This is a genomic window from Ensifer sp. M14 (assembly GCF_003355565.1).
GTDB lineage: Bacteria > Pseudomonadota > Alphaproteobacteria > Rhizobiales > Rhizobiaceae > Ensifer.
On sequence record NZ_QJNR01000004.1, the window covers coordinates 2850887 to 2869947 of the forward strand.

Annotated in this window: 16 protein-coding genes; 9 read left to right on the forward strand and 7 right to left on the reverse strand. The window is 61.8% G+C overall.

Annotated features, from left to right (window positions below; genetic code table 11):
- Position 1: 1 nt before the first annotated feature.
- From BLJAPNOD_RS13720 to BLJAPNOD_RS13740, 5 genes are read left to right on the forward strand one after another with little or no spacing between them, the layout of a single operon-like run.
- Complete coding sequence (locus BLJAPNOD_RS13720; protein ID WP_115420204.1) at positions 2-1279, forward strand: VWA domain-containing protein; 1278 nt, start codon at positions 2-4, stop codon at positions 1277-1279.
- Between the two features lies 1 nt (position 1280).
- Positions 1281-1613 carry an XdhC family protein gene (locus BLJAPNOD_RS13725; protein WP_077503606.1) on the forward strand — a complete coding sequence of 111 codons (333 nt, stop codon included), beginning with the start codon at positions 1281-1283 and terminating at the stop codon, positions 1611-1613.
- Positions 1614-1616: 3 nt separating this feature from the next.
- Positions 1617-2324, forward strand: coding sequence for an XdhC family protein (locus BLJAPNOD_RS13730; protein ID WP_115420205.1), 708 nt, complete (start codon positions 1617-1619; stop codon positions 2322-2324).
- Positions 2321-3937 carry a molybdopterin-binding/glycosyltransferase family 2 protein gene (locus BLJAPNOD_RS13735; RefSeq protein ID WP_115420206.1) on the forward strand — a complete coding sequence of 539 codons (1617 nt, stop codon included), beginning with the start codon at positions 2321-2323 and terminating at the stop codon, positions 3935-3937. Before BLJAPNOD_RS13730 ends, BLJAPNOD_RS13735 begins: the two co-directional genes overlap by 4 nt.
- A 4-nt stretch (positions 3938-3941) precedes the next feature.
- Complete coding sequence (locus BLJAPNOD_RS13740; RefSeq protein WP_077503603.1) at positions 3942-4259, forward strand: TfoX/Sxy family protein; 318 nt, start codon at positions 3942-3944, stop codon at positions 4257-4259.
- 97 nt (positions 4260-4356) lie between these two features.
- Here BLJAPNOD_RS13740 and BLJAPNOD_RS13745 read toward each other — a convergent pair whose 3' ends face one another.
- The 5 genes from BLJAPNOD_RS13745 to BLJAPNOD_RS13765 form a co-directional block, all read right to left on the reverse strand.
- The gene (locus BLJAPNOD_RS13745) at positions 4357-4794 is read right to left on the reverse strand and encodes an NUDIX domain-containing protein (protein ID WP_077503602.1); all 438 of its coding nucleotides are present in this window, start codon (positions 4792-4794) and stop codon (positions 4357-4359) included.
- 7 nt (positions 4795-4801) lie between these two features.
- On the reverse strand, positions 4802-6310 hold the full coding sequence (locus BLJAPNOD_RS13750) for a DEAD/DEAH box helicase (RefSeq protein WP_115420207.1): 1509 nt from the start codon (positions 6308-6310) through the stop codon (positions 4802-4804).
- A gap of 198 nt (positions 6311-6508) precedes the next feature.
- On the reverse strand, positions 6509-7840 hold the full coding sequence (locus BLJAPNOD_RS13755) for a M23 family metallopeptidase (RefSeq protein WP_115420208.1): 1332 nt from the start codon (positions 7838-7840) through the stop codon (positions 6509-6511).
- Between the two features lie 88 nt (positions 7841-7928).
- Complete coding sequence (locus tag BLJAPNOD_RS13760; protein ID WP_077503599.1) at positions 7929-8759, reverse strand: ferritin-like domain-containing protein; 831 nt, start codon at positions 8757-8759, stop codon at positions 7929-7931.
- A 20-nt stretch (positions 8760-8779) separates the two neighbouring features.
- Complete coding sequence (locus tag BLJAPNOD_RS13765) at positions 8780-9247, reverse strand: peroxiredoxin (protein WP_115420209.1); 468 nt, start codon at positions 9245-9247, stop codon at positions 8780-8782.
- A gap of 276 nt (positions 9248-9523) precedes the next feature.
- Between BLJAPNOD_RS13765 and BLJAPNOD_RS13770 the strand changes: the two genes are divergently transcribed.
- On the forward strand, positions 9524-12970 hold the full coding sequence (locus BLJAPNOD_RS13770; protein WP_199565939.1) for a DUF3971 domain-containing protein: 3447 nt from the start codon (positions 9524-9526) through the stop codon (positions 12968-12970).
- Between the two features lie 49 nt (positions 12971-13019).
- Here BLJAPNOD_RS13770 and tyrS read toward each other — a convergent pair whose 3' ends face one another.
- Entirely contained in the window at positions 13020-14273 is a 1254-nt protein-coding gene (gene tyrS, locus BLJAPNOD_RS13775; protein ID WP_115420211.1) for a tyrosine--tRNA ligase, read from the reverse strand.
- A 124-nt stretch (positions 14274-14397) separates the two neighbouring features.
- Between tyrS and BLJAPNOD_RS13780 the strand changes: the two genes are divergently transcribed.
- Both BLJAPNOD_RS13780 and BLJAPNOD_RS13785 read left to right on the forward strand, forming a co-directional pair.
- A complete protein-coding gene (locus BLJAPNOD_RS13780) occupies positions 14398-15534 on the forward strand; it encodes an anhydro-N-acetylmuramic acid kinase (RefSeq protein WP_115420212.1) in 1137 nt (378 codons plus the stop codon).
- Between the two features lie 137 nt (positions 15535-15671).
- Entirely contained in the window at positions 15672-16871 is a 1200-nt protein-coding gene (locus BLJAPNOD_RS13785) for a GGDEF domain-containing protein (protein ID WP_115420213.1), read from the forward strand.
- A gap of 18 nt (positions 16872-16889) precedes the next feature.
- Here BLJAPNOD_RS13785 and BLJAPNOD_RS13790 read toward each other — a convergent pair whose 3' ends face one another.
- Positions 16890-17567: an alpha/beta hydrolase gene (locus tag BLJAPNOD_RS13790; protein WP_025427123.1), complete on the reverse strand. Its 678-nt coding sequence runs from the start codon at positions 17565-17567 to the stop codon at positions 16890-16892.
- 222 nt (positions 17568-17789) lie between these two features.
- On the opposite strand from BLJAPNOD_RS13790, the gene BLJAPNOD_RS13795 reads away from it, so the two are divergent.
- Positions 17790-18956, forward strand: coding sequence for a cysteine desulfurase family protein (locus BLJAPNOD_RS13795; protein WP_115420214.1), 1167 nt, complete (start codon positions 17790-17792; stop codon positions 18954-18956).
- Positions 18957-19061 lie beyond the last annotated feature (105 nt).

The window sequence follows — 19061 nt, forward strand, 5'->3', positions numbered from 1 at the left end:
CATGGAGCCGGGAGAACATCCGCCTGATGGTGCTATTCTCCCGCCGATCCCGCCCGGAGACGGAAAGCTGGCCGACAACATTGTGTACTTTGCCCGCGCCCTGCGGCGCGCCGGGATGAAAGTCGGACCTGGGGCAGTGGCCGACGCCATCGACGCGGTCACGCTGATCGGCATCGGCGCCCGCGACGAATTCTACGCGGCCCTTCAATGTATTTTCGTCAAGCGCCACGAGGACCAGCCGGTGTTCGACGAGGCTTTTCGGCTGTTCTGGCGTTCGCGTGGCCTTGTCGAGAAGATGATCGCGATGATGTCTCCGCTCGCACCGCAACGCGACAGCGAGCGCCAGCGGCGACGGGCGGGTGAGACGCGTGTCAGCGATGCATTGATGTCTGGTCATGATGATGCCCGGCCGACACGCGAGGAACCCGAGATCGAGGTCGACGCCCGCTATACCGTTTCGGGCAGGGAGCTTTTCCGCAAGGCCGATTTCGCCCAGATGACCGCTGCCGAAATCACCGAGGCGAGGCGGGCGTTGTCGTCGCTGATACTGCCGCTCGACCGGGTTCGGACACGGCGATACCAGCCGTCCTCGCGGCAGATCCGCATCGATCCGCGCGCGACAATGCGCGACGCCATGCGCTTCGGCGGCGAACTGATCCTGCCGCGCTTTCGCGAACGGCGCCTCGTTCATCCGCCGCTGGTGGTGCTTGCCGACATTTCCGGGTCAATGAGCCAATACACCCGCATCTTCCTGCATTTCCTCCACGCCCTCAGTGAAAAACGCCAGCGCGTTCACACCTTCCTCTTCGGCACACGGCTGACCAATGTTTCGCGGCCGATGCGAAATCGCGACCCGGATGTCGCACTCGACGAATGCATCTCCGCGGTCAAGGATTGGTCCGGTGGCACACGCATCGGCGAAACCCTGCATGAGTTCAACCGACGCTGGTCGCGGCGGGTGCTTGGACAGGGCGCCATCGTGCTTCTGATCACCGACGGGCTCGAGCGGGACGACACGCGAGAGCTGGAGCAGGAGATCGGTCGCCTGCATCGCTCCTGCCGCCGGCTGATCTGGCTCAATCCGCTGCTACGGTTCGATGGTTTCGAGGCGCGCGCCCGCGGCGTCAAAGCGATGCTGCCGCATGTTGACGAATTCCGGGCCGTACACAATCTTGAGTCCGTGGGCGAGCTGGTGAAGTCGCTGTCGGGTCAAAGGTCCGGGGAGGCCGACCCTCGGCGGTTCATGAACGAGCATCGCACTGTGCTGGGAGGCAGCTGACATGCAGGCATCGACCGATACCCTCGACCCACTCGCAGTCGCCGAAGCCTGGGTCTGTGAAGGGCGCCAAGTGGCGATTGCAACGGTGATCGAAACCTGGGGATCCGCACCGCGACCGGTCGGCAGCCATCTGGTGATCGATGGGGCCGGAAATTTCGAAGGCTCGGTTTCCGGCGGATGCGTCGAGGGTGCGGTGATCGGCGAAGCGGCCGATATTCTGGAGACCGGCAAGGCAAAAATCCTCGAATTTGGCGTAGCCGACGAGACGGCATGGCGTGTCGGTCTGTCCTGTGGTGGCCGGATCCGGGTGCTTGTCGAGCGGGTTGATGGCTGAACCATGGATCTCGCAACCCTTCAGGCTTTGAATGCAGCGCGCACGATCAGGCGGGCCGCGGCTGTCTTTACCGATCTTGAGACCGATCAGAGCGTTCTCTGCGTCGAAGGCGAACGCTGTGCAGACGAATGGATCGACGCGATGACGGCGGCACTTCGGTCTGGCAAGCCCGGAATGATCATGGCTGGCGGGCGGTCCTTGTTCCTCAATGTGTACCTGCCGCCACCGCGCATCCTCGTTGTCGGCGCGGTCCATATCTCGCAAGCGCTTGCGCGGATGGCTGCTGTCGCAGGCTTCGACCTTACCATACTCGACCCGCGCACCGCCTTTGCGACGGCCGAACGCTTTTCCGGCGTCGAACTGATAGCGGATTGGCCGGAAGACGTCCTCAAGGCCCGGCCGCTTGATCGGTTCACGGCGCTGGTCGCCGTCACACACGATCCGAAGATCGATGACGAACCGATCAGGGCAGCCCTTGCCGCAGGCTGTTTCTATGTCGGCGCCCTTGGCAGCAGAAAGACGCATGCAAGCCGCGTCGAGCGCCTGCGTCGGCTGGGGCTCTCGGATGAGGCTATCGCGCGGGTGAGGGCGCCCATCGGGCTCGACATCGGCGCGACAAGCCCGGCAGAGATCGCGGTTGCAATCCTCGCGGAAATTATCGAAGCGCTCAGGCGTCGGGATATCCTGTCCGGCAGCGAGGAGCCTCGATGAGATTTGGAGCCCTCACGCTTTCCGCGGCTGAAGGCGCCGTGCTCGCGCATGCCGTCAAGGCCGGCGATCGACGCTTGCCGAAAGGGCACGTCCTCACCTCAAGCGATCTTGCCATTCTGATGCAAGCGGGGCTCGACGAGATTATCGTCGCCCAACCGGATCAGGGTGATTTGCTGGAAGATGAAGCGGCGGCGCGGATCGCCGCAGCGATTGCTCCCGACCATCTGCGGTTTTCCTCGGCGGCAACCGGCCGCGTAAACATATACTCCCGGGTACACGGACTGTTCGTCGCCACCCGCGACACCATAGACCGGCTGAACCGCATCGATCCGGCCATCACGCTCGCCTGCCTTGCCGACCATGTGCCGGTGCAGCCTGGCGACATGGTTGCGACGATCAAGATCATACCGCTGGCGGTGGCTGGATCGCTCGTGGGGCAGGCAGAGATGTTGCTACGCACTGCCACGGCCTTCGAGGTGAAGCCCTTTTCCGCACGCAATGCCGCACTGATAGCAACTGAGTTGCCTTCATTGAAACGCCAGGTCATGGACAAGACCCATGCCGTGCTCGCCGCGCGCCTGCGACAATCCGCAAGCGCGCTTAAGACGGAGCGTCGCGTTGCCCATACGGAAGACGCAGTGGCCGCCGCCATCGACGATCTTAAGGCCGACCACGACCTCATCATCGTCTTCGGCGCGTCGGCAGTTGCTGATTCGGACGATGTCATTCCTGCCGCGATCCGCCGGGCGGGCGGGATTGTCGATCACGTCGGCATGCCTGTTGACCCCGGCAATCTCATCGTGCTCGGCCGCGTTGGGACGGTGCCCGTGGTCGGAGCACCCGGCTGCGCCCGCAGTCCGCGCGAAAACGGTTTCGACTGGGTGCTCGATCGCATTCTCGCCGGTGAGTGGCCAAGCGCGCATGACATTACTGGGCTCGGCGTCGGCGGCTTGCTGAAGGAGATACCCACCCGACCACAGCCGCGCGAGCCCGCAGCGGCGGTGGCTTTGGGGCCGGTGGAAACCGTCGTGCTGGCAGCCGGCCGCGCCAGTCGCATGGGGCCGGAGGGCGGCCACAAGCTGCTAGCAACCTTCGATGGCGTGCCGCTCGTTCGCCGCACCGTCGTCAGTGCGCTTGCAGCCGATATCGGCCGGGTGATCGTCGTCACCGGACATCGCGAGCCGGAAATTCGCGCAGCGCTCGGTGACCTTCCGGTGGTCCTCGTCTCCAATCCCGATTACCTGTCCGGCATGGCATCGTCTCTGACAGCAGCGCTCTCGGCACTCGATCGCGGGGCCGGCGGCATGCTGGTGATGCTGGCAGACATGCCGGGGATAACGGCGAGCGACCTGCGCCGGCTCGTCGATGCATTTACCGCTGAAGGTGGGCGTGCGGTGATCCGAGCAACCGCTGACGGCCAGCGCGGCAACCCGGTCATCCTGCCGCGCCAGACATTTTCCGCCGTCAGCCAATTGCTTGGCGATGTCGGCGCAAGGCATATCGTCGAAAAATGCGGATTGCCGGTCATCGATGTCGAGCTAGGCGCTGCCGCCCGTCTCGACCTCGACACGCCTGAGCAAATCATCGCTGCCGGCGGAACTTTGGAGGAATAGACGCTTGGACAATGCTGCGATCGAGGAAATGTTCGAAACGCTTGGGCCGGTGACCATCAAACGCATGTTCGGCGGCAAGGGCGTTTATTTCGAAGGCGTCATCTTCGCACTCGAAGTCGATGGAGAAATTCTCCTGAAGGGCGACGACAGGACGGGCCCGACCTTCGAGGCGGCCGGATCGCGGCGATGGGCGTATGACGGCAAGGGAAAACCGGTGAAGATGCCCTATTGGAGCATCCCGGAAGAGGCCTACGACGATCCTGATGAAATGGCGCGATGGGTCAGACTTGCCTATGAGGCGGCGTTGCGGGCCAAGACATAGGCGGGCCGATGCTGATGTCGTTACCGGTTCAGACGGAACCGTGGAAACGATCTATCTCTTTCGCTTCTGCGCATTCCCTGGTGGGAAAACGATTTACTCAGACAGCCTCGACGAGCGCCTTCGTCTGCGTCCGAATGGCACGCACGGCGTCAGCGGCAAAACGCGACATCGGTTGGGGTAGGGCATCGAGATCGTACCAGCCGATGTCGGACAGCTTGTCCGGCTCGGTCAGTTGCGGTTCGCCCGAAAAATCGTCGGTCACGTAGATCATCGAGATCCAGTGCTGACGGTCGGCTTCGATCAATTGCTCGCTGAGGCAGAGAAAGCGGGTCGAACGGATCGACAGGCCGCTTTCCTCTTCCGCTTCACGGCGCGCGGCAAGTTCGCTGCGCTCCATGTGATCAACCTTGCCGCCCACGATGTTCCAGTGGCCGGCCTCAGGCGCCTTCAGGCGCTTGCACAACAGCAGCTTGCCGTCGCGCATAATCGCCAGTCCGCAACCGAAGCCCGGAAAGTCGATGCCTGGCCGACCCATGGCTGGGTCAGGCCTTGCCGGCGATCAGCATGAATGCGGGGATTTCATCGCCGAAACCAACAGGTGTCGGGCCGTCGTCATGATCGCGACGGTGGCGATTGCGGCGATCGCGGTTGTCGTCATTGGCAGGGTTTGCCGCACGAACCGGACGTTCCGGACGATGGCCGTTGCTCTGCTTTGTCTCTGCGTTGCGTGCCGGTTTCACCGCTTCTACCCTTTCGACGACTGCTTCAATTTCGGCCTCACTATCGGCACGAACCGTATCGGTTTTGTGATCGGAACGGCCACGCGGTGCACGGTCCCCATCTTTTTTACGGTCCTTGCGGCCGTCGCGACCGCGGTCACGGCGACCGGTGTCGTGGCTTTCCATCGGCTCGGGAAGGTTCGACAGATCACCGTTCAGCCATTCGACCTTCTGACCGATCAGCTTTTCGATGGCGTCGGAGAACTTCATGTCGCGCTTGGTCACCAGCGTGAAGGACGCCCCGGAGCGGCCGGCGCGGCCGGTACGGCCGATGCGATGGACGTAGTCTTCCGCATGGATCGGCACGTCGAAATTGAAGACGTGGCTGACATCGGGGATATCGAGACCGCGAGCGGCCACATCGGAGGCGACGAGCAGCGTGATAAGATTGTCCTTGAAGCCGGCAAGCATGGCCATGCGCGAGCGCTGGTCCATGTCGCCATGCAGGGCGCCGACGGAGAAACCGTGACGTTCGAGGGACCGGAAGAGGTCGGCGACATCCTTCTTGCGATTGCAGAAGATGATGGCGTTCTTCAGGTCGTCCTGGGCGCGGATCAGATCGCGCAGAACGGCGCGCTTCTCGTAATCCTTCGCATGCGTGGCGACAAAGCGCTGCGTCACAGTCTGAGCCGTCGATGCCGGACGGGCAACTTCGACGCGTTCCGGGTTCTGCAGGAAGCGATCGGCAAGCTTCTGGATTTCCGGCGGCATGGTGGCCGAGAAGAACAGAGTCTGGCGCGTGAACGGGATCATCTTGGCGATGCGCTCGATATCCGGGATGAAGCCCATGTCGAGCATGCGGTCGGCTTCGTCGATGACCAGGATCTCGACGCCGCTCATCAAAAGCTTGCCGCGCTCGAAATGGTCGAGCAGGCGGCCGGGCGTGCAGATCAGCACATCGGCGCCGCGCTCAAGCTTGCGATCCTGTTCGTCGAACGAGACGCCGCCGATGAGAAGCGCGATGTTGAGCTTGTGGTTCTTGCCATACTTGTCGAAGTTCTCAGCGACCTGGGCCGCCAGTTCGCGCGTCGGCTCCAGAATCAGCGTGCGCGGCATGCGCGCACGTGCACGACCCTTTTCGAGCAGGGTCAGCATCGGCAACACGAAGGATGCCGTCTTGCCTGTTCCCGTCTGCGCGATGCCGAGGATGTCGCGACGCTGCAACGCCGGAGGAATGGCGCCGGTCTGGATCGGGGTCGGGATTGTGTAGCCCGCATCGGTAACTGCGGAGAGAACTTTTTGGCTAAGGCCAAGGTCAGCAAAATTGGTCAAAGGGAAATCTGTTTCCGTTCCGGTTCGATAAGAACACTGCTCGATCGGTGGAAAACACACCACCGCGTGGCCGGGCTCTTAAGCCGAATACGGTCGAAAGTCAAGAAATCCAGCACGTTGAAGCAGGAAAAGCTTGATGGCAACGAATCTGTTGTGTTTCTTGTCAAGTGGCGCGGGTAGAACGCGTCGGCATCCTGCTCATTTCATGTAGCTCGCGAGCTTGCTGCCGGCGTTGAGAAACCGCATGGGATCGACCGCCTGACCGTTCAGCCGGATCTCGTAGTGCAGGTGCGGGCCTGTCGAACGACCCGTGTTGCCGGACTTCGCAACAACATCACCGGCCTTTATCCGGTCGCCAACCTTGACCAGTACCGTCGAGAGGTGGGCATAGCGGCTGGCAACGCCGTTGCCGTGATCGATCTCGACCATGTTTCCGTAGCCGCCCGTCTGGCCGGCATTGGTAACGGTGCCCGGGGCCGTCGCGCGGATACGGGTACCGACCGTGGCGCGAAAGTCGATACCTGCGTGCAGCGCCAAGCGACCGAGAAACGGATCAAGCCTGTTGCCGAAGTCGCTGGTGATATCGCTTGCCGGCGACGGGTTGCCGAAGGGCAGTTCGCGGACCTGCGAACGCGTCCGCTCGAGCTCGACAAGGGCCGAATCGAGCGCCGCAAGCGACTGGCCGAATCCGTCGTCGTTAACCGGCTCTACGAAAGGGCCGCCGATTGCGGCGCCCGTGGAACCTGTGGCTTCATCTGTAGGCGCCAGCTCGGCGACGTCATTTTCCGGCAGCGCGACACCCGTGCGACCGACGATCTTGCGGATCGCCTGCGACGTTCTGGCCGCGCCATCAGTCAGTTGCTCAAGCCGCTGCATCTGGTCACGCTCCACATCCTTCAGCGAGAGCGTCACCTTCGAAAAAAGCCGATCGGCGCGATCGGAAGTACTTTCGCCTGACGAAGGCCGAGCGTAGGCCAGGGCGGCGACACGGGCAGGGGCGGCAGCCTGCCCGCCGCTCAGCCCCATCAGCTTTTCTATTGCCTGCACACCACCGGTGACATCGGCGCGTTTTTCGTAGGCGAGGGGTTCAACCGGTGCCGGCTGGGCGAAATCGGTCGTCAGACCGGAATTTTCCGCCCGCTCGATCAGCGCGCCGAGCTTGCCGTTGCGAGAGGAAAGCGCCTGCTGCTGCAGAAGCAGCTTCTCGACCTTCTCTTCAACGACTTGCTGATCGAGCAGCTGTCGGCTCGTCACGCGATCGACCTGAGCCCGCAGCGCGGTGATTCGGTCTTCGTATTCGTGCTGCATGCGCGCCTGACGGGCGATCGTCCCGCCGATCAGATCATCGCGAAGGACGAGATAGGAGGTGGCAGCAAGGTAGCCGATGCTGAAGACGCCCACTGCCGAGACGGCAAAGGCAGCCATCCACGGACGCACGGTCATATGGCGAACCTTGTCGCCGCTCGCCAGGATCAGAACATGGTCTTGCGCGCGCTTTCCGAAGGTGCGATTTGCCGAACGTTCAGACACTCCACCACTCCCGCCATCTGCGAATTGTCTCGCATTGCTTGACGGGCATTACACTTCGTTAGGGTTAATATTTGGTTGAGTGTCTGCGCTACGAGAGGTTGGTGGAAGCCGTCATCGAGCGGTAGAAGGATGGCGTCAGGCCGGCTTCGGCGCGCGCGATGTCGTTGAACGGCGCCTTGAGCGGACCGCGAAAATTGGCGCGAACGAGCTGTTGGAAGGTCGCCGCCGGATCCTTCCTTTCCCGCGCGCAGAGGAACCGGAACCATTTGGCGCCGACGGCCACATGGCCTTTCTCGTCCTCGTAGATGACGTCGAGTACGGCGGCTGTCTCGAAGTCTCCGGTCTCGCGCATGCGCGCCTGCAGCGCCGGCGTCACGTCCAGCCCGCGCGCCTCCAGAATCAGCGGGACGACGGCAAGCCTGGCGGTCAGGTCGTTGCGGGTGTCGTGCGCAGCTTGCCAGAGACCATCGTGGGCAGGCAGGTCGCCGTAGTCCGCACCGAGGTCGTTCAGCCGCTGGCGCACCATGCGGAAATGCTTTGCCTCCTCGAATGCCACCTTCATCCAACCATCGAAAAACGAATTCGGCACTGATTCGGACGCAAAACGCGCGACAATATCGAGCGCGAGATCGACGGCATTGAGTTCGATATGGGCGATCGAATGCAGGAGCGCGATCCGCCCCTTGAGTGAGCCCAGCGATCGTTTCTTCACCTGGGTTGGCGGTGTCAGAAGAGGCTTTTCCGGCCGCCCCGGCCTGAGTGGAACAGGCCGGTCGAGCGGTGAACGCAATGACAACGCGCGGCGCTGCCAACGGCGCGAGGCTTCCTGCGCAAGCTCAGTCTTGACGTCGAGATCTGCAGCGCTGATCGCCTCGACGGCGGCGCCGCGCAGACTGTGAAAGGTGGGAAGTCTCGTCATTTTCGCCTCGTCGTTCCCACTCAGAGTGCCTTGGCGGCCTCGAGTACCTCTTGGGCATGGCCGTTGACCTTGACCTTTTCCCAGACGCGCGCGATCCGTCCATCGGCGGCAATCAAAAACGTGCTGCGTTCGACGCCCATGTATCTGCGCCCGTAGAGGCTCTTTTCCACCCAGAGCCCGTAGGCGCTGATGGCGGTTTTTTCCTCGTCGGCAGCAAGCGTGACCGTCAGGTCGTGTTTTTTGGCGAAACGGTCGTGACGCTTCACCGAATCAGGAGAGATGCCGATCAGCTCGACGCCTGCGGCAGCAAAGTCAGGGGCAAGTTCAGTGAACGAAATCGCTTCCAGAGTGCAACTCTTGGTGTCGTCCTTCGGATAAAAGAACAGCACGACGGGGCGACCGCGAAACGCCGAGAGAGAAATCGAACCGCCGCCGTCACGGGGAAGCGTGAAGTCAGGAGCGAGATCTCCGGTGGTGAGTCCTGCCATGAATAAACCTTCCTTGCGCCAAGATTTGTGAACAATCGCCGGCTAGGGCATATCGAAATTCGGCGACCTGCGTCCAGCGGATTTGTGCTAGATTTGACAGGTTCTGGACGGGTTGCGTCGATAGGACACTTTGCCCGGCATTCGCTCACACGAAACCCACGGATGTGTGAATGCTTTCCACAGCATGGTCAGCGCGGCGTGGTGACACCGTCCGGCCAGATGTGGTCTACGTGACGGTGATAATGACCCGTCGACCCATTGCCGCATGATGCGTCGATGGGAGAGTCGGGCTTTCCCGTCTTGAACTGGAGGGCGTCCGCGCCGATGAGTGATATCCGCGGCGAAAAAGTCGGCTTTCGCAAGAAAGACATCGTCGCGTTGCATGCGTTGCCCTCGGCGCAGGCACACGAACCCGTTATCGTGCATGCACCACACAAGCGCGGGCTGCTGCGCTTTCTCGGCAAGATAGCTCTTTGCGGTTTTCTGCTTGTCTTCATCATCGCAGCCAGCCTGATCGCCGTCGTCGAGAGCGGGGCGATCGACAGGACGCTCAATGCGCGCGCGCGCACGGCGCTGAACGCGGCACTCGGCGGGGCCTATCGCGCCGAGGTTGGCAGCACCGTCGTACGCATGACCTCAAATGGGGCACTGGCACTGAAGGCGCGGGAAGTGGCGCTGAGCGAGGCCGCATCCGGTCAGCCGGTCGCAAAATTGAGTTCCATATCCATCGCGCTCGACCCTATCGCGTTGCTGACGGGCCGGATTGCGGTTTCGCGCCTCGAAGCCGAAGGCGGTGACTTCGACACCGGCCTGCTACCACGCGGCGAGCCTATCGATCTGACGAAGATCAAGATCGCGGATGTCGGCGAGGCGCTGGAGACGCTTTTTGCGCACGTCGATCGCATGTCACAGATGGCAGCGGGGCGCGGCGACCAGACGGTCTTGCTTTCCAATTTTTCCTTCACGGTTGCCGGTGCGCGTGACAGTGTGGTGCCTGTTGAAGCCAAGGAACTGGAGTTCAATCGTGATGCCGATGGCTCCATGCACGTCAAAGGCAGCCTCACCGTCGACGGTGTCGATGTCGATCTGAACGCCAACGCTCTTGGCGCACAGAATCATGTCACTGGTTTCGAAGCGTCAATCTCCAACGTTCCGTTGAAACCGTTCTTCTATCACGGCCCGTTCGGAAAAGAGGCAGCCTTTGGCATCGACGCAACGGCGGGACTGACGCTCACCGCGACGCGCGCCGCCGAGGGCGCCAAGCCAGATCTTCGCGTGGCTGTCAGGACGTCCGAAGGCGCGTTCCACGCGGGCGGGCTCGTCTCGACGATCAATCCCTCCCAGATGGATATCGCCTATGATTTCGAGCGGGCTTCAGTCGAAATCCTGCCATCCACCGTCAATGTCGGTCGCTCTGTTTTCCCCTTTACCGGCGCGGTGAAAGATCTTGACCGGATCGCAGGCGCAACCGACCAGGGTTTTGCCATCGATCTCCTTTTCAGGAATGCAAGCTCGGCACCGGAGGATATTGCGGAACGCCCCTTGATCTTTGACGCCAAGGCGAGCGGTCGCTTCACATCCGACGCGCGTCATCGCCTAATCTTTGATCAGCTCGCCGTTTCCAGCCCGCTCGGCTCGATGTTCGGGTCGCTCTCGGTCGCCTTCGGCAAGACCTCGCCGCAGGTGAGTTTTGCCGCCATCAGCGATCGTATGCAGCCGACGGCCGTCAAGCAACTCTGGCCGTGGTGGCTCGCCAAGGGCGCCCGCCGCTGGGCGATCCGCAATCTCTTCGGCGGCACGGTTACAGATGCGCGCATCGAGGTATCGGTGGCGGAGGGGCGGATCGCCGCCAACGAAGGCGAGCTGAAGCTTGACGAAAAAGAACTGAACATCGCGTTCAACATTGACGGTACACGCATCAACATCGCCGGCGAGATACCGCCGCTGCGCGACACTTCGGGCACGTTCAAGCTGAGCGGCCAGCGCATGGAAGTCGGCGTCAAACAGGGGGCGGCCTATTTCACCTCCGGGCGATCGGTCGCGCTCAACGGCGGCGACTTCATCATTCCCGATGTCTATACCAAACCACTGATTGCCGAGATGAAGATCGAGGTCGGCGGCGAGGCGGATGCGATCGCCGAGCTCGTAACCTACAAGCCGATACAGGCGCTGCAAAAGACGCCCTTCGTTCCCGGCGACTTTACCGGCCCGGTCAAGGCACAGGTCGGCGCGCGGTTCGGCCTGGTGACCGACCAGCACCCGCCGCCGCCGCTCTGGCAGGTGGAGATGCAACTCGATGACGTTACCGTCACGCGCCCGATCGCCGGACGAGCCGTCTCCAACGTTTCCGGCACGTTCCGGGTCGACAACGCGCAGGCCGTCCTCGATGCCGAGGCAATGGTGGAGGGAGCGAAAATCAAGCTTGCTTTGATCGAGCCGGTCGACAGCAAATCGAAGGTCAAGCGCAAACGAGAAATCAGCGGCACGATCAATGACGCGGCCCGGGAGAAGCTGGCGCCGGGCCTCTCGCGGATCATTTCGGGACCGATGGACGTCGATCTGGTGATCGACGAGGCGGATATCCAGCATGCCACCATCGATCTGACCAAGGCCAGGCTCTCGCTTCCGTGGATTGGCTGGAGCAAAGGTGCAGGCATTTCTGCCGAGGTGCGATACACATCCGATATCAACGACAGCGTTACAACCATCAAAGACTTTGCCATCGCCGGCGATGGTTTTGGCGCACGCGGCACCCTGCAAGTTGACGATGCCGGCATCTCCAGCGCAAAACTCAGCAATGTCCGCCTGGCGCAGGGCGACGATTTCAACGTTGCCATCGACCGCCGCAAGGGCGTTCACGTCGTGACGTTGAGCGGAGCGGCTGCAGACATCCGGCCCATCCTCGCTCAGATGAAGAGCGGATCGAACGGCAATGGCGGCGGTAGCGGCGATGACATAACGATCCAGGGCCAACTTGGTCGCGTTGCCGGTTTCAACGGCGAAGCGCTTTCAAACGTCAACCTCGTCTATTCGGAACGGGGGCAGCAGATCGAAGACATCAATCTGTCGGCCGTAACCGGCAGCGGCCAAGCGCTCGTGGCCAAGCTCGCCAAATCCGGCGCCGATAACATCCTTGAACTGACCACCGGCGACGCCGGTTCGCTGGCCCGCTTTGCCGACATCTACCGCAACATGCGCGGCGGGCTGTTGAACTTGAAGCTGCGCGATCGCGGCGGCCGATCCTGGCGCGGCTCGATCGACATTCGCAAGTTTTCGCTGGTCGGCGAGCAGCGCCTGCAGTCGATGGTATCGACCCCGGCGGGCCAGGACGGGCGAAGCCTCAACCAGGCGGTAAAACGCGACATCGACGTCAGCACCGCGCGCTTCGAGCGCGGTTTTGCCCAACTCGCCCTCGATCGCAGCGCCATTCGGGTCGATGGCGGCGTCCTCAGGGGAACCGATGTCGGCGCAACCTTCCAGGGAATCGTGCGTGACGGCAACGGCATCATGGACATGACCGGCACCTTCATGCCCGCCTACGGCTTGAACCGCATTTTCGGAGAATTGCCGCTGATCGGCGTCCTGCTCGGCAATGGCCGCGACCGCGGCTTGCTCGGCATCACCTTCAAGCTCAATGGCCCGTTCAATCAGCCGAAGCTGACGATCAACCCGCTGTCGTTCATCGCGCCGGGCGTCATCCGCAGCATCTTCGAATTTCAATAAAAGGCCGGCGCAACGGCCGGCCTTCGAAATTCTCAAGATGTGCGTCGACTTAGGCAGGGCGAACCAGGATGTGCTTCTTCTTGCCGAGAGACAGCTTGACGATGCCATCCGAAGTCACGTCACCGCTACCGATCAGCCGGCGTTCGTCGCTGATCGCCTGATCGTTGATGCGCACGGCGCCACCTTGAACGTGGCGGCGGGCTTCACCGTTGGATGCGGCGAGACCCGCACGAACAACCAGCGACAACAGGCCGATACCGGCTTCAAGCTCGGACGCGGGAACATCGACCGACGGCAGGTTTTCGGAAACGGCGCCTTCCTCGAAAGTCTTGCGGGCCGTCTCTGCCGCCTGTTCTGCAGCGGCGCGGCCGTGCAGCATGGCGGTGATCTCGGTCGCAAGGATCTTCTTGACCTCGTTGATCTCCGAACCGCCAAGCTGTGAAAGTCGGGCAATCTCGACCATCGGCAGCGTCGTGTAGAGCTTCAGGAAGCGGGTGACGTCCGCATCCTCGGTGTTGCGCCAGTACTGCCAGAAATCGTAGGCCGACAGCATGTCCGGGTTGAGCCAGATGGCGCCGTTGACCGACTTGCCCATCTTCGCGCCCGACGACGTCGTCAAAAGCGGCGAGGTCAGCGCATAGAGTTGCGTCGTTCCCATGCGGTGACCAAGGTCGATACCGTTGACGATATTGCCCCACTGGTCCGAGCCGCCCATCTGCAGGCGGCAGCCGGTGCGCTTGTGCAACTCGACGAAATCGTAGGCCTGCAGGATCATGTAGTTGAACTCGAGGAACGACAACGACTGCTCGCGCTCGAGCCGCGTCTTGACGCTGTCGAACGACAGCATGCGGTTGACCGAGAAGTGGCGGCCGACATCGCGCAGGAACTCAAGGTAGTTGATGCCAAGCAGCCAGTCGGCGTTGTTGATCATCAACGCGTCCTTGGGGCCGTCGCCATAGGTCAGGTAGTTCGAAAACACCGTCTTGATGCTGGCGATGTTGGCGTCGATGGTCGCCGGCGTCATCAACTGACGCGCCTCGTCCTTGAAGGAGGGGTCGCCGACCATGCCGGTGCCGCCGCCCATCAGCGAGATCGGACGGTGGCCGGTCGCCTGCAGCCAGTGCAGCATCATGATCTGGATGAGGCCGCCGGCATGAAGGCTCGGCGCCGTCGGGTCGAAGCCGATATAGGCAGTCACGGTCTCCGTCCGGAACAGCTGGTCGAGGCCGGCGTCATCCGAACTCTGATGAATGAAACCGCGCTCGCTGAGGGTGTGGAGGAAATCGGACTTGAACTCGGACATGACCTGTCTCTTTCGGCTGGGTAGAACGTCTGCGCGCGGCGTTTAGCACTGTTTGGGCAAAAGTGCACGTCTTTGCTTGGCCGATGTTTTTGCTATGTAGACAGGCAACGCCTTGGAGGAATGCATGGGCAAGATCATGACCGCAATCGGCTTGATGAGCGGGACGAGCATGGACGGAATCGACGTGGCGCTGCTGCGCACCGACGGCGACGCGATTGTCGAACGGGGGCCTTCTGCCGGCTACGCCTACGATGCGCGTTTCCGCGACCGGCTGAAGCAGGGCCTCGAAGAAGCAAGGTCGATCACAAGCCGTGAGCAACGGCCAGGGATCCTCGCAGACCTCGAACGGGACCTGACGCTGAGGCACGCCGAAGCCGTTCGGACCTTTATGCAGAACAATAATATCACACTAGAAAATATTGATATCATTGGCTTTCATGGACAAACGGTGCTTCACCGTCCCGACGATGCCTTGACCGTTCAGATTGGCGACGGCGCGCTGCTCGCCCGCGAAACGCGCATCGATGTCGTCTATGACATGCGCGCCAACGACATGGAGCATGGAGGCCAGGGTGCGCCGCTCATTCCCGCTTATCACGCGGCGCTTGCCCGCAACGCCGCAACGGATGGCAAACTGGTGACGCCGGTGGTCTTCGTCAACATCGGCGGCATCTCCAATCTGACGTTCATCGGATCGGACGGCGGACTGATTGCCTACGACAGCGGTCCCGGCAACACGCTGATCGATCAATGGGTCGAGGCACATGCCGGCATTCCCTATGACCAGGGCGGTATGATCGCCAGCGAAGGCAGCGTGCTGCCGGAGCTTGCCGAACGCTATCTTCTCAATCCCTTCTTCTCGGCGGACAGACGTCGTTCGCTCGATCGCAACGATTTTGCTCCGCCACAGGGGAAGGACGCCAATCTCGAAGACGGTGCGCGCACGCTGGCCTACGTGACGGCAGCTGCAATCGTCAAATCGGCCGGTCACCTGCCAACAACACCCCGCACCTATATCGTGTGCGGCGGGGGCCGGCTTAATCCAGTGATCATGCGGGATCTCGAATCGCAGGCGAAAGCCCACGGCGCAAACGTGCTCGCGGCCGAGGCAGTGGGCTTCAATGGCGATTCGATGGAGGCGGAGGCCTGGGCCTATCTCGCTGTTCGGGCGCGGCAAGGATTACCGCTCACCTATCCCGGCACAACCGGGGTGCGCCAACCGGTTACCGGCGGGAAGTACGCATTCCATGGCGCCCGCTGACAGAAGGCTTCGCCCGCCGCGCTTGCATTTGACAGATTAATCAAATTTTCGCCTGCCGCTCTTAGTATCGTCCGGCGTTGCCACATGAGGCAGCACGAAGCGGCCCTGCCGTAGCAACAGACAATTCAGGTTCGTCGATGGGTGGTGCGATTTCTCTGCTGGCTGTGAACTTCGTCATCGCCCAGATTTTCACTGCAGCATTTCTTGTCATAGCGGCGAAGAGTCGGTCCAGACGGGCCGCACTCTACTGCGCCGGCGGTTTTGCCGTTGCATCGCTCGCGGCCGTGTTCGAAACCGTCGTGCCGTTTACATCCACGCCACGTCTTTTCGCGATAAGCGCGTTTGCGAGCGTGCTTGCCGGTTTCTGCCTGCTGCGTTTTGGCCTGGGTATCTTTTATCGCGTACCGGCCAACTGGCAGATGCTTGCTGCGTTCTTCCTGGCTTCGGTCGCGCTTGATCTGGTCATTTATCATTGGCCGAGAGGAACGCTGCAACACGCAGCCCTTTATCAGCTGCCGTTCTTCATCATTCAGGCGTGGTCGGCATCGGTCATCGTCCGCTCCAAGCGACGCTCGGCAGCGGACCGAATATTGCTGTCGCTGCTGGCTCTGACCTGCGGCTACTACGTGCTGAAGGTCTTTGTGGCGGTGGCCGCCGGCTCGGGAGCAACAGCTCAGGACTATATATCAAGCCCGTTCGCGCTGATTTCCCAAGCACTCGGCGCAGTCCTTATCGTCGGCACCGGTCTCGCCATGCTTGGCGTGATGGTCATGGAAATCGTCGACGACGCGCGCGCGCGCTCTGAGATCGACCTGCTTTCCGGGCTCTTCAACAGGCGTGGGTTTACCGAACGGGTCGCCCCCATGCTTCAACGTCGCGAAGGCCGCCTGCCGGGCACTTTGATTCTGGCCGACCTGGACCGTTTCAAGCTGGTGAACGACAGCTACGGTCACCACACCGGTGACGAGGTGATCCGCCAGTTCGCGCGCGTTCTGAAGGATGTCATGCCGAACCACGCGATCGCCGGTCGTCTCGGCGGCGAAGAGTTTGCCGTGTTTCTGCCGTCCACCGAGCTGGAGGAGGCACGGGTGGTGGCGCACGGAATGCGCGCCGCGATGATGTCGCAGCAGATCGACGGCCTGGCGGAACAGGCGAGGGTGACGGCAAGCTTCGGAGTGGCGGCCATTGCAAAGGACGAGCCGCTCGAACTGGCGATGCAGCGCGCCGACAAGGCTCTCTATGCGGCGAAGGAAAACGGTCGCAACCGTGTGGAATGCGCCGCAGCGCCGCAGACTGTGGTCAATCCACAGGTCCCACAGTGGATCGGGCGGCCTTAAGAGCCGCCCGGATCTTGATCAGCGGATGCGCTTGGCAGCCGGTTCCGGCGTCAGTTCGCCGTTGAGGCGACGATCGAGATAGTCCTCGCATTCCGCCATCAGGCCTTCGACCTGACCGTTGAAGAAGTGGTTGGCGCCCGGCACGGTCTTGTGGGTGATGAGAATACCCTTCTGCGCCTTCAGCTTTTCGACGAGACCGTTGACGTCCTTCTCGGGCGCAACCTTGTCCGAATCACCATTGATGATGAGACCGGACGACGGGCACGGCGCCAGGAACGAGAAATCATAGGTGTTGGGCTGCGGCGCGACGGCCATGAAACCTTCGATCTCAGGACGACGCATCAGGAGCTGCATGCCGATCCAGGCGCCGAAGGAATAACCGGCAACCCAACAGCTCTTCGAATCGGGATGCAGGCTCTGCACCCAGTCGAGCGCCGATGCGGCATCCGAAAGCTCGCCGGCGCCGTGGTCGAACTCGCCCTGGCTACGGCCGATGCCCCGGAAATTGAAACGCAGCGTCGTAAAGCCGCGCTTCTGGAACATGTAGAAAAGCTGGTAGACGATCTGGTTGTTCATCGTACCGCCGAACTGCGGGTGCGGGTGCAGGATGATGGCGATCGGGGCGCTTTTCTGCTTCGAAGGCTGATAGCGGCCTTCGAGGCGGCCGGCAGGTCCGTTGAAGATAATTTCGGGCATTGGCTCTCCGGGGGTGTTCCTGGTTCGAATCTTGGTTTCGGATCGCGATGAGTCTTGACGCAAGCACTCAGCTTTTCTAAAACCTAGTTTAGAACCGTTCAAAACTTCTGTGCGGGCATTCCGCCGTGTTTCGTCTCATAAGGCAAGCGGTGCAGAAAATTCAAGGAAAATGCATCGTCAGCGGTTGTCTGCGATGAGGCTATTGTTCTAGCGAAGGAAATTATGTCGACCTCGCGCATCTATATGGACTGGAACGCCACGGCGCCGCTTCTTGCCGAAGCGCGCGACGCGTGCCTGTCTGCGCTTGACCTCATCGGCAACCCTTCATCCGTCCATGGCGAGGGCCGGGCGATCCGCACGCTGATCGAAAATGCGCGCCGCGACGTGGCCGCCCTTTGCGGCGCCAAGCCAGCCAGCGTGATCTTCACCAGTGGCGCCACTGAAGCCGCCAATATGGTGCTGACGCCCGATTTTCGCATGGGCCGAACACCGATGAAGATCGGCCGGCTCTATGCGTCTGCGATCGAGCACCCGGCTGTGCGCGAAGGCGGGCGATTTGCGCGTGAGGCCGTGTCGGAGATCCCGGTGACAACAGCCGGTGTCGTCGATCTAGAAGCCTTGCGTGCGCTCTTGGCTGCCCACGACCGCGAAAACGGGTTGCCGATGGTCGCGGTAATGCTGGTCAACAACGAAACTGGCATCATCCAGCCCATTGCCGAGATTGCCGAGATCGTTCGTGGTCATGGTGGTATAATGGTCGTTGACGCAGTGCAGGCTGCCGGGCGATTGCCGCTCGTCATCGAAGAGTTGGGCGCAGATTTTCTCATCCTCTCTTCGCACAAGATCGGCGGCCCCAAGGGCGCTGGCGCGCTTGTCGCTCGTGGCGAGATCATGATGCCGGCACCGCTGATCCGCGGCGGCGGCCAGGAAAAGGGCCATCGCTCAGGTACAGAAAACGCCGTTGCGATCGCCGGCTTTGCTACAGCAGCCCGCAAGGGGGCAGACAACCTCGCTGACCGCATGATTTCCGTCGCAGCACTTCGCGACCGGCTGGAGCAGGACATGCGGGCATCGGCGTCGGATGTGGTCATCCACGGCCGCGACGTTTCGCGCGTTGGCAACACCATCTTCTTCACGCTTCCTGGCATGAAGGCGGAAACAGGCCAGATCGCCTTCGATCTCGAAGGCGTGGCGCTTTCAGCGGGCTCGGCCTGTTCGTCCGGCAAGGTCGGCCAGAGCCACGTGCTGACGGCCATGGGCTACGACCCGCGCCAGGGCGCACTGCGCATCTCGATCGGCCCGGCCACCACAGAGGCCGAGATCGAGCGTTGCGCGGCGGTGTTCGCCAAGGTTGCCGCGCGGCGCCGAACGACAGGTCAGGCCGCATGAGAATGTGCAGTTGAACGAAATTGCGGAAAAGCAATTTTCCGCTTGGCAAATGGGGTGAAAAGCGCCTTTTAGCCATTACATAAGCGGTGCGCCAAGTTCGCATCG

Coding starts and splice junctions, on each gene's coding strand:
- BLJAPNOD_RS13735 (WP_115420206.1), top strand. CDS start 2,321: ATGAGATTTGGAGCCCTCACGCTTTCCGCGGCTGAAGGCGCCGTGCTC.
- BLJAPNOD_RS13745 (WP_077503602.1), bottom strand. CDS start 4,794: ATGGGTCGGCCAGGCATCGACTTTCCGGGCTTCGGTTGCGGACTGGCG.
- tyrS (WP_115420211.1), bottom strand. CDS start 14,273: ATGTCCGAGTTCAAGTCCGATTTCCTCCACACCCTCAGCGAGCGCGGT.
- BLJAPNOD_RS13785 (WP_115420213.1), top strand. CDS start 15,672: ATGGGTGGTGCGATTTCTCTGCTGGCTGTGAACTTCGTCATCGCCCAG.
- BLJAPNOD_RS13765 (WP_115420209.1), bottom strand. CDS start 9,247: ATGGCAGGACTCACCACCGGAGATCTCGCTCCTGACTTCACGCTTCCC.
- BLJAPNOD_RS13760 (WP_077503599.1), bottom strand. CDS start 8,759: ATGACGAGACTTCCCACCTTTCACAGTCTGCGCGGCGCCGCCGTCGAG.
- BLJAPNOD_RS13770 (WP_199565939.1), top strand. CDS start 9,524: ATGGGAGAGTCGGGCTTTCCCGTCTTGAACTGGAGGGCGTCCGCGCCG.
- BLJAPNOD_RS13720 (WP_115420204.1), top strand. CDS start 2: ATGGAGCCGGGAGAACATCCGCCTGATGGTGCTATTCTCCCGCCGATC.
- BLJAPNOD_RS13795 (WP_115420214.1), top strand. CDS start 17,790: ATGTCGACCTCGCGCATCTATATGGACTGGAACGCCACGGCGCCGCTT.
- BLJAPNOD_RS13780 (WP_115420212.1), top strand. CDS start 14,398: ATGGGCAAGATCATGACCGCAATCGGCTTGATGAGCGGGACGAGCATG.
- BLJAPNOD_RS13730 (WP_115420205.1), top strand. CDS start 1,617: ATGGATCTCGCAACCCTTCAGGCTTTGAATGCAGCGCGCACGATCAGG.
- BLJAPNOD_RS13725 (WP_077503606.1), top strand. CDS start 1,281: ATGCAGGCATCGACCGATACCCTCGACCCACTCGCAGTCGCCGAAGCC.
- BLJAPNOD_RS13790 (WP_025427123.1), bottom strand. CDS start 17,567: ATGCCCGAAATTATCTTCAACGGACCTGCCGGCCGCCTCGAAGGCCGC.